The organism is Sediminibacterium goheungense (assembly GCF_004361915.1).
Taxonomy (GTDB): domain Bacteria; phylum Bacteroidota; class Bacteroidia; order Chitinophagales; family Chitinophagaceae; genus Sediminibacterium; species Sediminibacterium goheungense.
Genome location: NZ_SNWP01000010.1, coordinates 1,050,178 through 1,065,325, shown reverse-complemented (window position 1 = coordinate 1,065,325; position 15,148 = coordinate 1,050,178). Strand labels below are relative to the sequence as shown.

Sequence of the window (15,148 nt, the reverse complement as noted above, 5' to 3'; positions counted from 1 at the left end):
ATTTCCAAATTAAAAAATTTCCAAATTAAAAAAGGCGCAGTAAATATTTACTGCGCCTTTTTAACAGAGGTAAATCCTGTTTTATTTAGGATCTAATGCTCTTTTGATTTTTTCTGCGAGATCCTGTAAGTGGATCTTGCTCATTCTGTCGCTGTTGGTAGCTGCAGCAGCATTTACCTGGGCACGTAACTGTGTAAGTTGTGCGCGGGCAATACTGTAAACATCACTACGGCTGTTGGCACCAGAAGCGTATGGATTGGTGAAACCACCTCCACCAAGAATAATGGTAGTAGCATTATTTGATGCTGGGTTCAGCAGGTTATTCAGTTTCTCCACATAGCTCTTCTGCAACATTCTGCGATAGTTGTCAATGGCTTTATTTGATTTCAGCTCGCTGAACAGGTCAGTCTGCAGGTCATTCATCATTTCGATAGCGCTGTAGGCTTTATCAGCACCAAAACGCTCAGCTGCATACTGCATACGGTTTAACCTGTCGAGGGTTAATAAGGTAGCAAGTGCGCCTTCCTGTGCAGATGCCAGGGGATCGGCTGTACCAGGTGCGTTGATTTTATCCCAGATTTTTTTGTCGATCAGCCATTTTGGTGTCTGGAATACCTGACGGTTCATATAAGCCAATGCATCACGCTGCATAGCTTTTGGTGTGGGCTCATATACAGGCTCATCCTGTTCTGCCACTTTAAAGGTTTCATATACACCTCCGATATTACGTGCAACATGTCCGTAATAACGACGGTACTGACCCAATAACTGACCATACATAGTGGCGATATTTTCATTCTGGTCGCCTTCTTCTTTGGTCCATTCTACCAGATTGGCGAGAATACGCTGGAGGTTTTTAATACCATAATCGCTGGCTTTTACGGCATTATCACTCAGGTCTTCGCTCTGGCTTCTTGGATCGCTCTGGTTACCTGATTCATAAGTACCAAACCAGGTACGTGGATTGGCTTTCAGGGTTTCTGTAACGAGCTTGTTGCTGTTCTTTTTTACTTCTTCTTCTGTAGCACCAGGAATATAACCATAACCCCAACGCATGGCCCATGCATCATACTCGCCAATACGTGGATATAAACCGTCTTTGGTAATATTATCTTCAGGCTGTGCTACATAGTTAAAACGTGCATAGTCCATGATAGAAGCGGTATGTCCATTGGCTTCAACCCATGCTTTATCACGCAGTTTTTCAACCGGTGTTTTGCTGCTGCTACCCATGTTATGGCGCAGACCGAGGGTATGACCTACTTCATGTGAGGATACAAAACGGATCAGATCGCCCATCAGGTCATCATCAAACTTCATTTTGCGTGCACGTGGGTCTGTAGCGGCGGTTTGAATCATGTACCAGTCGTGTACCAGTTTCATAACGTTATGGTACCAGCCGATATGGCTTTCAAGAATTTCACCACTTCTGGGATCGTGTACATTGGGTCCATAGGCATTCTCGGTAGGAGAAGCGAAATAGCGTACTACAGAATAGCGGGCATCTTCCAGGCTCATGGTAGTGTCGTTTTCAGGCCACTCTTTACCCATGATGGCATTTTTGAAACCGGCTTTTTCAAAAGCTTTCTGCCAGTCGTTGATCCCGAGGATCAGGTGTTTTCTCCACACTTTTGGTGTAGCCGGATCGATATAGTAGATGATGGGTTTTTTAGGCTCAACGAGTTCACCTCTTTTCCATTTTTCAACATCTTCGTCTTTTGGTTCGAGTCTCCAGCGAACAGCAAATTCTTTGTTTTCTACTTTTTGCTGATTATCGCCAAAGAGCACGTAGTCGTCTGTGAAGAAACCAACGCGTTTGTCTGCGATTCTGGGTGTCATTGGTTTTTCAGGCAGCAATAGCATAGAAGTATTGAGCTCAATGGTTACGGCACCTGCAGCGTTGGCAGCTGGTATATTGGCTCCACCGCCGCCGCCGCCAATTACAATCGCTGCGCCACCACCACCAGCGGTAAAGGTTTTCACCGTTCTGATTTCGGTATTAATAGGGTAGGTGCTGATTTTCTGAATATAAGATCTGTCGGCTGAGATAGGTCCCAGACCTAAAGAACGTTTGATATTGGCATTGATGCTTACAACCTGGTTATCACCTTTAAAATAGTCGGTAACATCCAGTACCACAGAAGCACTGTCTTTACCATAGGCTGCAATCGGGAAAGCGGCTGCAATGGCGTTCAGGTTAGAATTGGTAACGGCTTTATAGATATCATCTTTCGGATCTGCTGCGTTAATCAGCGTGATGGTACGGAGGAAGATATTGCTGTTAGGGCCTTTCTCAAATGCCAGTGTCTGCTGGTTGGCTACTTCGCCACCATAGGCACCCCGACCGTTGCCGGAAATAGCAGGTACTTTAACGTAACGTGTAACTGCAAGAATTTCACGGCCTAAGATAGAATTAGGTACTTCAAAATAGTATTTGTCTTCTACTTTGTGTACAGTCACCATTCCTTTTTGTGAAATGGCTTTATTGGTAATTACGTCCCTGTAAGCTCTTGGTCCGCTTCGGGCTGCGCCACCTGCGCCGGGGAACCCCCCGCCAAGATTACTTATCTGCGGGGTACCTGCGGGTCTGGATGTGTCTCTGGTTTGGGCAACCGACACAGTAGAAGCCAGCAAAGCTGCTGCGATAAAATAATTTCTCATTGTTTCAGTTAAATGGTTTTGAATAATCGTTAAAGATAGCATCGTAAATTAATCAACAATTTTTTTTCTGATAGTGTTGGATGAAAGGTAAAATCTTTAATTTGGGTCGGTGAAAAGGTGAGCGAGGTTCTGATAAACCCCTTATCTTGCCCATTCCTGAATACGCAAAGCTTTGCGGGTTTTTGCCGAATCAAATTTGCCGCTTTCAGGAAAATACCTATTTTGTAACCCCTTTCAGACTTTTGAAACAATGTTTGACCTGTGAATTACATTTTTCATTAGCATTGCGAGGATAATTTTTTAAATCAACCAGTTATTTTAAAAAAACAAAAATCAATCGAATCATGGCTGAGACAAAACCAACTGCAACGGCTGCAAAGAGCGCCACGTCTGTTCAACCTAAGAAGAGCAGTAATTTAGTTGCAACACTTGCCCCCATCTTATGTATCCTGGGCGGTTATTTTATCTGGCGCGTAGTTTTAGGAAGCGCAGGCAATTTTACTACTCCTGATCCCGATCCAAGCCATTGGTTCTGGCCAGCACACCAGGGTCCTAAAGGTACATTTACCAAAATGTATGAAGGTGGTATCGTAGTACCTATCCTGATTGGTACTTTCTTAACTGCTGTTACTTTTAGTATTGAAAGATTATTAACTGTATCTAAAGCAACTGGTGCTGGTAACATTGCTGAGTTCATCCGCAAAGTACAGTTCCACCTGGCTAATAAAGATGTTGATAAGGCTTTGGCTGAGTGCGACAAACAAAAAGGATCTGTAGGTAATGTAATGAAAGCAGGTCTGCGTAAGTATAAAGAAATGATCACCAATACTGAACTGGCTACTGAGCAGAAAGTATTGAATATCCAGAAAGAAATCGAAGAAGCTACTGCACTGGAACTGCCTATGCTGGAGAAAAACCTCGTATTCCTTTCAACCATCGCTTCTGTAGCAACCCTGTTGGGTCTGTTCGGTACCGTATTGGGTATGATCCGTTCATTCTCTAAACTCGGTGATGAAGGTGGTGGAGAAGCTGCCCGCGAACTTTCTCAAGGTATCTCTGAGGCCCTGTACAATACAGCCCTTGGTATCGGTACTTCTGCGATTGCGATCGTAATGTATAACGTATTTACCACTCGTATCGATGCAATCACGTATGGTATCGACGAGTCTGGATTCACTTTAACTCAAAGCTTTGCTGCTAACTACAAATAATCGTTGATTGTTTGTATGGAAATTGAAAAGTTTTGAATCTTAATTAGTGAATGCAATAAATAAATAACAATGGGAAGAGCCAAATTACCTCGTAAAAGTACCAATATCGACATGACTGCCATGTGCGATGTGGCCTTTCTCCTGTTGTCGTTCTTTATCTTAACTACAAAGTTTAAGCCGGCTGAAGCCATTGCTGTAACCACTCCGAATTCAGTGGCAGCAAAAGTGGCCCCCGATAAAGACATTGTAATGATTACGATCGACAAGGATGGCAAGGTATTTATTACGATGGATGAAGAACAAAAGAAAGAAGCGGTGTGTAATGCTTTGAATAGCCAGCTGAACCTGAATATGAATGTTGCTGCATTTAAAAAAGCAGGTTTCTTTGGTGCACCCTTCGGACAAATGGCATCTTTTCTCGCATTAGCTGAAGATCAGCGTAAGGGCGATAAATTACCTGGTATCCCTGTATTAGACTCAACCGATAACCAGATGGTTACCTGGATGAGAGCCATTACAGATGCTTACCTGGGAAGTAAAATCAACCTGCTGGTAAAAGGCGATAATGCTGCCAAGTATCCGGCTTTCAAAGCTGTGATCGATGCTTTCAAGAAAACAGATCAGCTGAAGTTCCAGATGATCACCAATCCTGAAAGTGTTCCAACCGGTACCGAGTTATGGAAGAAAACCATGGCCGGAGAGAAAAGAGAAGAATAAATACTGTTGATCAGTAGTAAGTAAACAAATTACTCACGAAAACTAAATTCTACCGTTATGGCAGAAATGGATACCTCGAGTGGCGGGGGCCACAAAAAGGGCCCCGGGGTCAAGAAAGGGAAGAAATTATCTACCCGTGTAGACCTGACGCCCATGGTTGACCTGGGCTTCCTGCTCATCACATTCTTTATCTTCACCACAACGATGAGTCAACCTACGGCTATGAAGCTCTTTTTACCAAAAGATGCTGAAAATCCGGAGGATCAGAATAAGGCAAAAGAATCAGGTGTTATCACACTCCTCCTGGGAAAAGACAATAATGTCTTCTACTATGAGGGTCAGCTGGCACCAGATGGTTCTAACTTCAAATCATCCAACTTCAAGGAAATCCGTACCGTACTGCTCGAGAAAAAAGCACGTACCAACGAGAAAGACCTGGTAGTGGTATTGAAGCCTTCATCTGAGAGCACTTACAGAAATGTGGTGGATATTCTGGATGAAATGACTATCAATGTGTTAAAGCGCTATGCGCTCGTGGATATTTCTCCTGTCGAAGAACAATTGGTTAAGTTATCTGATGCCGCCGGTGCTGCCGGAGGAGCAGGTTCAAATTAATTGACTTTTCGGTATGGAAAATACCCGCAAATGAATCATACATTTTAAAGACCTAACAATGGACGTAAATAAAATATTAACCGCGGATATCCTCGATATCGTATTCGAGGGTAGAAACAAAGAGTACGGTGCGTACCAACTCCGCAGAACCTATAACAAGCGTATTACTTACGCTATCATAGGAACTGTAGTGGTGTGCCTGCTTTTTCTGGTAGGTTCATTGATTGCCAATTCCTCTGACAAAAATAAAACGCAGATCCTGGTTGAAGATGTGCAGTTACAGGATGTTCAGAAGGAAGAGAAAAAACCTGAGCCACCACCTCCGCCTCCACCACCTAAACAAGAGCCTCCGAAAGTGGAGATCACCAAATTCACCCCTCCCAAAATTGTGAAGGATGAAGAAGTGAAACCCGAAGAGGAAATCAAGGAAGTGGAGAAACTGGAAGATACCAAAATTGGTACCATTAACCAGGAAGGTATTAAAGACGAAGGTATCGTTGCTCCACCCGTGGAAGCCAAAGGTACCGGCGTTGTAGAAGCACCTAAACAGGAAGAAGACTACGATAAAGTATTTACCGTAGTACAGATTCCTGCGGAATTCCCCGGTGGTATTCCTGCCTGGACCAAATACCTGGAACGTAACCTGAACAGAGACTTACCTGTTGAAAATGGTGCACCTCCGGGTAAATACACTGTAATCGTATCATTCATCGTTGATAAAAACGGTGGTATCAGTGAAGTAAAAGCTGAGAATGATCCCGGTTATGGTACAAAAGACGAAGCGGTACGCGTTATCAAACGTGGTCCCAACTGGAAACCAGCCGTTCAGAACGGACGTCAGGTGATCTATCGTCACAAACAAAGTATCACTTTCATGGTATCAGAAGAGTAATCTCTTTTCCTGATAAATTTTCAAAAGCCACTCTGTGTATCGGGGTGGCTTTTTTGTGAGTAGTGAGTAGTCAGTAGTCAGTAGTCAGTAGTCAGTAGTCAGTGCTGAATATAGCCCGCTAAATTACTCGTTTTTTTTACTCACTACTGACTACTCACTTTTCTTTACTCACTCTTCCTCTCCATATGGAATTTTCTCCCCCCGGCGTCTCATTAAAAACGAAACGCTATGGAAAAAAAATTCAACCAGCGTAATGATATCTTAGAGATATTATTCGCCAATCGAAACAAAGATTATGGTGCTTATGAATTGCGTGTGATGTATAACAAACGCATGAAGTATGCACTATCAGCCATGTTCCTGCTCTGTTTATTGTTTACCGTAGGTTCTATTCTTGCCAATGCAAAAAGCAAAAAAGATAATCTTGCTTATGTAGGCCCTGAAATTGAACTTACCAATATTGAAGAGCAACCACCTGTTGAAGAAGTAAAACCACCGGAACCAAAAGTAGAAGAACCACAAACTGCAACAGAAGTATTAACACCACCAAAAATTGTTCAGGATGAAATGGTAAAAGAAGATGATGTTATGCAGGAAGTAGAAGTGTATAATGATGTGAAAATCGGTTTACAAAAAATAGAAGGCACTGCTGATATAGGTATTGTTGAGCCACCTGTTGAGTTAACTACAGGTGTTACTAAAGGCATAAAGTCAAAAGAAAATGAATTAGATGAAGACTTTAAATCTGTACAAATCGCAGCAGAATTTCCCGGTGGTATCAAAGAATGGCAACGTTTTCTGGAACGTAACCTGAACAGTGATCTGCCAACAGAAAATGGCGCACCTACAGGTGTATATACCGTAACCGTTTCATTTGTGGTAGATACAGAAGGGAAGGTAAGTGATGTAAAAGCAGAAAACGATCCCGGCTATGGCACCAAAGATGAAGCCATCCGTGTGATCAAAAGAGGCCCCAAATGGATCCCCGCCAACCAAAACGGCCGTCCCGTAGTGTACAGACACAAACAGATGATCACGTTCAAAGTTACCGAGCAGTGAGGGGAGTGAGTAGTGAGTAGTCAGTAGTTAGTAGTCAGTAGTCACTAGTCAGTGCTGAATGTAGCCCGTCAAATTACTCACTTTTCTTTACTCACTACTGACTACTCACTACTCACCTTTCTTCACCATTCACAATTGACAATTGACAATTCACGATTCTCTATCTTTGCGGAAATAAGAAACAACATGTCTATTCACTTATCTGGTTGGGATGATACCATTGTGGCACTGGCTACACCACAGGGTATTGGGGCGATTGGGGTGATCAGGGTAAGTGGGAAAGAAAGTTTTCATATTCTGAATCAGCTATTTCCTTCTAAAGATTTAACGGCACAAGCTTCACATACCATACAGGTGGGTTATCTGAAAGAAGATGATCAGGTATTGGATGAAGTAGTATTATCGCTGTTTAAAGGTCCGCGTTCATATACAGGTGAAGATGTGATTGAGATCAGCTGTCATGGTTCACCGTTTATACAGGAGCAGGTAATTCGTGCGATTACCAAAAAAGGGGCAAGACTAGCCAAACCCGGTGAGTTTACACAAAGAGCTTTCCTGAATGGTAAGTTAGATCTGGCACAGGCCGAATCGGTGGCCGATCTGATTGCGAGTAATACAGAAGCCAGCAGAAAAACAGCACTGCATAATATGCGTGGTGGCTTTTCATCTGACCTGAAACAACTGCGCGAGCAGCTCATTCGTTTTTCGGCGATGATAGAACTGGAACTCGATTTTTCGCAGGAAGATGTGGAGTTTGCAGATCGTACTGCGTTGAAACAACTGATCGATGAACTGGATGGATCGATACAACAGTTGATACGATCTTTTTCATTGGGTAATGTAATACGCAATGGGGTGCAGGTAGCCATTATCGGTAAACCCAATGCAGGAAAATCTACTTTACTCAATGCATTACTGAATGAAAACCGCGCCATTGTAAGTGATATAGCCGGAACCACAAGAGATACGATTGAAGAAGTGATTAATATCAATGGCATTCTGTTTCGCCTGGTAGATACAGCGGGTATTCGTGAACATACGGCTGATATTATTGAGCAGATAGGAGTAGCGAAGAGCCTGGAAAAAATGAATGCCTCAGATATTGTGTTGTACCTCTTTGATGTAAATGAAACTACGGCAGAAGAATTGAAGGCATTTGAACAAACCCTGAAAGAAAAAAACATACAATACCTGCTCGTGGCCAATAAAACCGATACGGCCAAGCTCGGCAGCATCCAGGCCATTACCCATATGCCATACGCCATCAGTATCTCAGCCAAAACCCATACCGGTATAGATGTGCTGAAACAGGCCCTCACGCAAAAAGCCATCAGTGGCGATGTAAATACCGAAGCCACCATTGTAACCAATGCCCGCCATTACGATGCCTTATTAAAACTCTCCCAATCATTAACCGATGTACGCAATGGTATGCATGATCAGGTACCCGGCGACCTGCTGGCCCTCGACATACGCCAATGCCTGCACTACCTCGGCCTCATAACCGGTGAAATTACCAATGAGGATCAGCTGGATTTTATATTTAGTAAGTTTTGTATTGGGAAATAACAAGATATGCGCATAATTATAAAATATGCACATCTTTGTTCCATGAAAACGAGATTAAACCTTATTATAGATAATGCCCTGCTTAAAAACATGAAGACTTATGCCCTGAAGAGGGGAACCAGTATTTCTGAACTGGTGGAGCATTATTTTAAAACTGTTGCCAGGCCCGCAAAGAGGAAGAATATTATTGACATGGTAAATAAGCTGGAAACTCCCGCAAAGGTAAATATGCGTGCCGATTTGAAAGATTTGTATTACAAGGATAAAACATAGGCAACTAAAGAGCATCCCTGTCTTAGCGGTGTACATACCTGAAGATTTCCTGGAAGAATTTGATGCTTGAGTACCAGCCATTACGCCACACATAGCAAGGAACTTCAAGAAAAGTACTTATCATTTATTAAACCAGCCCTGGAACCCCCACTTAAATATGTTAGCATAAATTTGCATATTTCATTTTTTCTTTCTATCTTACTATTCCCCCCAGTGACAGTTTTGTGTAAACTGTTGTTTCAAGAAATTCAATAAATACTTTCTCCTATGCACCATTTTTTTGGGTTGATTGGTGAAGGTTATTAACGCGTTGTTCCGAAACTTTAGTAGTCGTGAATTATGTTATTGACACCTTGCATCATTAAACTAACTGAATGAAAGTTTTACTTGACACCAACATAATTATCCATAGAGAAGCTTCCAAAATCATCAATCAGGATATTGGCATATTGTTTAATTGGCTTGACAAACTTAAGTATGAAAAATTCATACATCCCGTAACAATTGAAGAACTTAATCGTAATAAAGATCCACAAACGGTCGCCACAATGGCAATAAAAATCGCTAGCTATAACTTAATTAGAAACCTTGCTCCAACAAGCCAAATTATCGAACAAGTTAGTAAGCAAATTGACACTGTAGCAAACGATATAAATGACACAAGAATACTTAATGAAGTGTTTTCTGAAAGAGTTGACATTTTAATATCAGAAGATAAAAAAATTCACACAAAAGCTTTACTGCTTGGGATATCAGAAAAAGTTTTCAAAATTGACCAGTTCCTTGAAAAGGTAACTGCAGAAAACCCTAGTTTGGTTGATTATAAAGTTCTGGCAGTTAAGAAAGTCGATTTTGGACAAGTTAATGTGCAAGACACTTTTTTTGACAGTTTTAGGGAAGATTATGACGGGTTCGACAGATGGTTTAATAAAAAAGCAGATGAAATAGCATACGTCTGTTATAGCAATAATGCTCTTTCGGCATTTTTATACATAAAAGTTGAAGAAGAGACAGAAAACTATTCAGATATTCAGCCAAACTTTAAACGAAAAAAACGTTTAAAAATAGGGACACTAAAAGTAGCAAGTAATGGATTCAAAATTGGAGAACGATTTTTAAAAATCATATTTGACAACGCACTTCAATATAATGTATCAGAAATATATGTAACTATCTTCAATAAAAGACCAGAACAAATTAGATTAATTGCTTTACTTGAAGAATGGGGTTTCTACTACTTTGGAATCAAAACCACTGCAACTGGCGATGAAAATGTTTATGTGAAAAATTTTGATAGAGCACAAGAAATAAATTCCTTGCAACCTAAAAAAACATTTCCGTTTATTTCATCCCAAAACAAAATTTATATAGTTCCCATTTATCCCCAGTACCATACTGAATTATTTCCAGACTCAATTCTGAGAACTGAATCCCCAATAAATTTTACAGAAAATGAACCCCACCGAAATGCACTAAGTAAGGTGTATATTTCCCGTTCTTTTGTGCGGGACTTAAAACCGGGGGATATTGTCGTATTCTATCGAACAGGTGGTATTTATCAAGGGGTAGTTACAACTTATGGAATTGTAGAATCCGTGATTGATAATATTCCAAACGAAACCGTTTTCATTCAGTCTTGTAGAAAAAGAAGTGTTTTCACAGACCAGCAATTAAAAGAGCATTGGAATTATAGAAAAACAGACAAACCCTTTATCGTAAACTTTATTTATGCTTACTCGTTTAGAAAAAGACCTAACTTGAAGTGGCTTAATGAAAATGGAGTTATCCAAGACATATTAGATATGCCAAGAGGATTTAGGGAAATAAGCCGCGAAAATTTTCTTAAAATTGCAAATTATTCAATCGGGAAATGAAAGTAGTATTATCAATAAAACCTGAATTCGCATTTAAAATATTTGACGGAACTAAGAAGTTCGAGTTTCGAAAAGCTATTTTTAAAAACACTAAAATAAAAACTGTAATTGTATATGCTTCTTCACCAGTTCAGCAGGTAATTGGGGAGTTTGACATTGAAAGGATTATTAATAAAGATATTGATAGTCTTTGGGAAATGACGCAAGATTTATCAGGAATAACAGAGGATTATTTTTACCAATACTTTGAGAACCGAACCGAGGGGTTTGCTATACAAATTAAAAAGGCAAAAAAGTATAGACAACCAAAATGTTTAAGGGCAGACTATAATTTACTTCCGCCGCAATCTTTTGTTTATTACCCACAATCTTAGTAATATAATGAGAATTGATTTTAAAAATTCATAAACTTTCCTATAGTTGCATCTAGGCAGATTAGACATTACCAATACTATACACTAGTCTGTAAAGTGAATTCATTACAAAAAACTATGTTTTCACTAGCACTCTCTAATGGTTCTCTTGTGCCTCTAGTATCTCTGTCTATAACCGCTCAGTAAATAGTCAGTACCTAAACTTATTAAAGCTATAGCAACCCCCCATCCCCCAAACCCTCACGTTCCTGTACAAATATTTCTTAAGCTGGTAATAGTTTAATTTGTTTGTCAAACAAAAGCATGAAGCTATTACCAAAAATATCGTTGTACTGGAAATGTCAGTTGCTGGGCTGGTCGGCGGCGGCATTGTATTGGGGGCTGCAGGGTTTTCTGGGATCGGGTTTCAGCTGGACGCTGGCCATCCTGCATTTTCTGGCCGATCTCTCCATCTATATCGGCTTATCGCACCTGTATAGAAATGTTTCTATTCAATGGGGCTGGCATCAACTGGCCATCCGGCCATTGGTAGGGCGGCTGCTGCCGGTAGTGGTATTGCTGGGTGCCGCATTTATGTGGCTCACGGTTTCTAAAAATTACCTGCTGCGATACTGGTTTGAGCCGGGTTTCTCTATGCGTTATACAGAACAGTTATCGGCGCAATGGCTGGTGGTAATGGCCACGGGTATGCGCCTCATGAGCATCTGGCTGCTGGCCTATTATGGGTATCATTTTGCCCTCCGCGAAATCAATGCGGTAAAAGAAAGCAGCCGTTTGGGTATGATGGCCAAAGACGCCGCCTTTAATAACCTCACGGCACAGCTGAACCCGCATTTCTTTTTCAATGCACTCAACAGCATCAAAGCACTGGTAGTTGAAAATCCACAAGCCACCCGCAGGGCCATCGATCTTTTGTCTGACCTGTTACGCAGATCCTTATACCGGAAAGAAGCCGGCCTCATATCCTTACAGGAAGAAATGGATATGGTAAAAGATTACCTCGAACTGGAACAGATACGATTAGAAAAAAGACTACAAACCTCCCTTACCATAGCCGAAGCATTGTTGTCGCAGCCACTGCTACCATTTAGTATACAGGTATTGGCAGAGAATGCCATTAAACATGGTATCGCCCACTGCAAAGAAAGCGGTATGCTCAGCATCAGGGTAGTGCAGGATGGCAACAGCATGCGGGTAGAAGTGCAAAACCCCGGTAAACTACAACAGGCTGCCACCCATGGGCTGGGTATAAAAAACCTACAGGAGCGGCTGCAACTGCAGTATGATGGCAATGCATCGTTCCGGATAACACAGCATACAGCAGATACCGTATTGGCCACACTCAAAATACCCTTAGCATGAACCGCATAAAAGTGTTGGTAATAGATGATGAACGTCTCGCAAGGGAAGAGCTGAAAAGACACCTGCAGCAGCATGCCGACTTCGAATTGGTGGGCGAAGCTGCTGATGCCGATGAAGCAGTACAACGCATCACCGAAATGCAACCCGACCTGCTTTTATTAGACATTCAAATGCCCGGCAAATCCGGTTTTGAATTACTGGAATCGCTCGATACCATACCTGCTGTTATTTTCACCACTGCTTTCGATGCCTATGCTGTGAAAGCTTTTGAAATCAATGCACTCGACTACCTCGTTAAGCCTATACGCGATGAGCGTTTTGCCATGGCGGTTAACAGGGTGAAGGAACAGGTTGCAAGGAAACACGAAGAACAAGAAGAACAAGATACAAGGGGGCAAGGTACAAGGGAACAAGGTACAAGGGTGGGGATGCAGCATCTTTTTGTGAAAGAGGGCGACCGTTATTACATGATTAAAACAGATGAGATTTCGCTGATAGAATCGGCAGGTAATTATGCAAAAATCTATTTTAACCAGCAAAAAGTATTGATCAAAAAATCGCTGAACCAATTAGAGCAAACACTGGATGCAACTTTTTTCTTCCGCATCAGCAGACAGGAAATCATCAATACCGGTTTCATCAGTCAAATGCAGGCTTTGCCGAACGGACAATTAACCGTTCTGCTGAAGAATGGTAAAAGGCTTACTGTTTCGAACAGGCAGTCGGCACGTTTAAAAAATAAATATGGAAGCCTGTAGCCAATGGCTTCACTAAAAAAATCAACAACCATATGATCAAACTATTCATCATGGCAGTCTGCTGCCTGGGGGCATCGCTTTGTGTAAAAGCCAACAACACAACAGGAAGAGATACATTAATTAAAGGCGCGTACTACCATGTGTACGACAGTGTTTTGATTCCTTCAAAAGATGGTGCCGTTATTTCTGCATTGGTGGTGCTGAAAAAAGAGCAGCAGCAACCACTGCCTGTGATTCTCCAGTTCACTATTTATGCCCGCCATACCGATATTAAAAAAGCCATTGAAGCGGCAGAGAAAGGGTATGTGGGTGTGATGGCTTATTCGCGTGGCAAGCGCTATGGTACCGGTGAAATTACGCCCTATGAACACGATGCAAAAGATGTGTATGAAGTAATAGACTGGATCAGCAAGCAGAAATGGTGCAATGGAAAAATAGGAATGTATGGTGGCAGCTATAATGGCTTTACCCAATGGGCCGCCACCAAACGTATGCACCCCGCACTCAAAACCATTGTGCCCTCAGCCACCGTTGCACCGGGTTTGGATGTGCCGATGATGAACAATGTTATCATGAGTTTTCCTTTCTCCTGGACCTATTATGTATCCAATAACCGCTTTCTCGATACGGAAGATTATAACAGCCCGAAATGGAAAGAACTGGAATATCAATGGTTTCAGCAAGGCCTGGCTTATCGCGCATTGGATAGTTTGGTAGAAGGCAGACCCCGTAATAAAATATTTCAAACCTGGTTGCAACATCCTACCTATGATGCCTACTGGCAAAACATGATTCCATATAAACATGAATTTGCCAATATTGATATACCCGTATTAACCACTACCGGTTATTACGATGGCGGGCAGGTGGGTGCGCTGTATTATACACGCGAACACAACAAATACAAACCGGGTGCAGAGCATTATGTCATCATTGGTCCTTATGGTCATTTCGGGTCACAGGGTCATCCGGATACGGTTTACCATGGTTATACCATTGATGCGGTGGCCAATATTTCCATTCACAACATCATTTACGAATGGTTCGATTATATACTGAAGGGAAAACCCAAGCCCGCTTTTTTAAAAGACAAGATCAATTACCAGCCGATGGCTTCCAACGAATGGAAACATGCTGCTTCGCTTGATAAGGTAAGCAATGATACCCTTACTTTTTACCTCGATCATAAAAACGAAGGTCTGCTCAACCGAAAAAAACCAACACAGCCGGGTTATTCGAATATGGAACTTGATTTTGCCGATCGCAGTTCCATGAACAGTTATTTCTACGAGTTCCGTATTATATGGGACAGTCTTTTCAGTGGTGGTGGTGTGATGTATAAAAGCAAACCCTTCGAAACAGCCACAGAATTTACCGGCTGTTTTACCGGCAACCTGAAAGTTACCATCAACAAACGAGATATGGATTACAGTGCTGTGTTGTTTGAACAGTTACCTGATGGTCGCTATTTCTACCTCAGTTATTTTATGGGCAGGGCCAGTTATGCAAGAGACAATACCAAAAGACAATTGCTGATACCGGGTAAAAAAACCACACTACCTTTCACGAACAGTTATTTCACCAGTAGAAAAATAGCGAAGGGCAGCAGGCTGGTATTAATTGTAAACGTAAACAAAAGTCAGTCGGAACAAATCAATTACGGAACGGGGAAAGATGTAAGCAGCGAAACCATTCAGGATGCAAAAGAACCGCTGAAGATTCGATGGCACAATGATGGGTTTATTAAAATACCGGTGAAGAGGTAATATCAGTTGATAAAAGA

At 41.7% G+C, this 15,148-nt stretch carries 13 protein-coding genes; 12 read left to right on the top strand and 1 reads right to left on the bottom strand.

Annotated features, from left to right (window positions below; genetic code table 11):
* Positions 1 to 81: 81 nt before the first annotated feature.
* Positions 82 to 2,661, bottom strand: coding sequence for a zinc-dependent metalloprotease (locus tag BC659_RS04550; protein ID WP_133473482.1), 2,580 nt, complete (start codon positions 2,659 to 2,661; stop codon positions 82 to 84).
* Between the two features lie 344 nt (positions 2,662 to 3,005).
* Here BC659_RS04550 and BC659_RS04545 point away from each other — a divergent pair, with 344 nt between their 5' ends.
* From BC659_RS04545 to BC659_RS04490, 12 genes are all read left to right on the top strand, one after another.
* Complete coding sequence (locus tag BC659_RS04545; RefSeq protein ID WP_133473481.1) at positions 3,006 to 3,872, top strand: MotA/TolQ/ExbB proton channel family protein; 867 nt, start codon at positions 3,006 to 3,008, stop codon at positions 3,870 to 3,872.
* A gap of 69 nt (positions 3,873 to 3,941) precedes the next feature.
* Positions 3,942 to 4,589, top strand: coding sequence for an ExbD/TolR family protein (locus BC659_RS04540; RefSeq protein WP_133473480.1), 648 nt, complete (start codon positions 3,942 to 3,944; stop codon positions 4,587 to 4,589).
* A 57-nt stretch (positions 4,590 to 4,646) separates the two neighbouring features.
* Entirely contained in the window at positions 4,647 to 5,204 is a 558-nt protein-coding gene (locus BC659_RS04535; protein WP_133473479.1) for an ExbD/TolR family protein, read from the top strand.
* A gap of 58 nt (positions 5,205 to 5,262) precedes the next feature.
* On the top strand, positions 5,263 to 6,096 hold the full coding sequence (locus BC659_RS04530) for an energy transducer TonB (RefSeq protein WP_133473478.1): 834 nt from the start codon (positions 5,263 to 5,265) through the stop codon (positions 6,094 to 6,096).
* Positions 6,097 to 6,324: 228 nt separating this feature from the next.
* Entirely contained in the window at positions 6,325 to 7,155 is an 831-nt protein-coding gene (locus BC659_RS04525) for an energy transducer TonB (protein WP_133473477.1), read from the top strand.
* Positions 7,156 to 7,341: 186 nt separating this feature from the next.
* Positions 7,342 to 8,724 carry a tRNA uridine-5-carboxymethylaminomethyl(34) synthesis GTPase MnmE gene (gene mnmE, locus BC659_RS04520; RefSeq protein ID WP_133473476.1) on the top strand — a complete coding sequence of 461 codons (1,383 nt, stop codon included), beginning with the start codon at positions 7,342 to 7,344 and terminating at the stop codon, positions 8,722 to 8,724.
* Positions 8,725 to 8,766: 42 nt separating this feature from the next.
* The gene (locus BC659_RS04515; RefSeq protein ID WP_133473475.1) at positions 8,767 to 8,997 is read left to right on the top strand and encodes a DUF6364 family protein; all 231 of its coding nucleotides are present in this window, start codon (positions 8,767 to 8,769) and stop codon (positions 8,995 to 8,997) included.
* Between the two features lie 374 nt (positions 8,998 to 9,371).
* On the top strand, positions 9,372 to 10,871 hold the full coding sequence (locus BC659_RS04510; protein ID WP_133473474.1) for a hypothetical protein: 1,500 nt from the start codon (positions 9,372 to 9,374) through the stop codon (positions 10,869 to 10,871).
* Positions 10,868 to 11,245, top strand: a complete 378-nt coding sequence (locus BC659_RS04505; RefSeq protein ID WP_133473473.1) for an ASCH domain-containing protein — start codon at positions 10,868 to 10,870, stop codon at positions 11,243 to 11,245. The genes BC659_RS04510 and BC659_RS04505 overlap by 4 nt, the downstream gene beginning before the upstream one ends.
* 303 nt (positions 11,246 to 11,548) lie before the next feature.
* Positions 11,549 to 12,607: a sensor histidine kinase gene (locus tag BC659_RS04500; RefSeq protein ID WP_133473472.1), complete on the top strand. Its 1,059-nt coding sequence runs from the start codon at positions 11,549 to 11,551 to the stop codon at positions 12,605 to 12,607.
* Positions 12,604 to 13,365, top strand: coding sequence for a LytR/AlgR family response regulator transcription factor (locus BC659_RS04495; RefSeq protein ID WP_133473471.1), 762 nt, complete (start codon positions 12,604 to 12,606; stop codon positions 13,363 to 13,365). The genes BC659_RS04500 and BC659_RS04495 overlap by 4 nt, the downstream gene beginning before the upstream one ends.
* Positions 13,366 to 13,415: 50 nt before the next feature.
* Complete coding sequence (locus tag BC659_RS04490; protein ID WP_211340699.1) at positions 13,416 to 15,131, top strand: CocE/NonD family hydrolase; 1,716 nt, start codon at positions 13,416 to 13,418, stop codon at positions 15,129 to 15,131.
* Positions 15,132 to 15,148: the final 17 nt, after the last annotated feature.

Excerpts from the sequence above, each read along its gene's own strand:
- BC659_RS04545 (WP_133473481.1), top strand. The coding sequence starts at position 3,006 with ATGGCTGAGACAAAACCAACTGCAACGGCTGCAAAGAGCGCCACGTCT.
- BC659_RS04540 (WP_133473480.1), top strand. The coding sequence starts at position 3,942 with ATGGGAAGAGCCAAATTACCTCGTAAAAGTACCAATATCGACATGACT.
- BC659_RS04500 (WP_133473472.1), top strand. The coding sequence starts at position 11,549 with ATGAAGCTATTACCAAAAATATCGTTGTACTGGAAATGTCAGTTGCTG.
- BC659_RS04525 (WP_133473477.1), top strand. The coding sequence starts at position 6,325 with ATGGAAAAAAAATTCAACCAGCGTAATGATATCTTAGAGATATTATTC.
- BC659_RS04515 (WP_133473475.1), top strand. The coding sequence starts at position 8,767 with ATGAAAACGAGATTAAACCTTATTATAGATAATGCCCTGCTTAAAAAC.
- BC659_RS04510 (WP_133473474.1), top strand. The coding sequence starts at position 9,372 with ATGAAAGTTTTACTTGACACCAACATAATTATCCATAGAGAAGCTTCC.
- mnmE (WP_133473476.1), top strand. The coding sequence starts at position 7,342 with ATGTCTATTCACTTATCTGGTTGGGATGATACCATTGTGGCACTGGCT.
- BC659_RS04505 (WP_133473473.1), top strand. The coding sequence starts at position 10,868 with ATGAAAGTAGTATTATCAATAAAACCTGAATTCGCATTTAAAATATTT.
- BC659_RS04495 (WP_133473471.1), top strand. The coding sequence starts at position 12,604 with ATGAACCGCATAAAAGTGTTGGTAATAGATGATGAACGTCTCGCAAGG.
- BC659_RS04490 (WP_211340699.1), top strand. The coding sequence starts at position 13,416 with ATGGCAGTCTGCTGCCTGGGGGCATCGCTTTGTGTAAAAGCCAACAAC.
- BC659_RS04535 (WP_133473479.1), top strand. The coding sequence starts at position 4,647 with ATGGCAGAAATGGATACCTCGAGTGGCGGGGGCCACAAAAAGGGCCCC.
- BC659_RS04530 (WP_133473478.1), top strand. The coding sequence starts at position 5,263 with ATGGACGTAAATAAAATATTAACCGCGGATATCCTCGATATCGTATTC.
- BC659_RS04550 (WP_133473482.1), bottom strand. The coding sequence starts at position 2,661 with ATGAGAAATTATTTTATCGCAGCAGCTTTGCTGGCTTCTACTGTGTCG.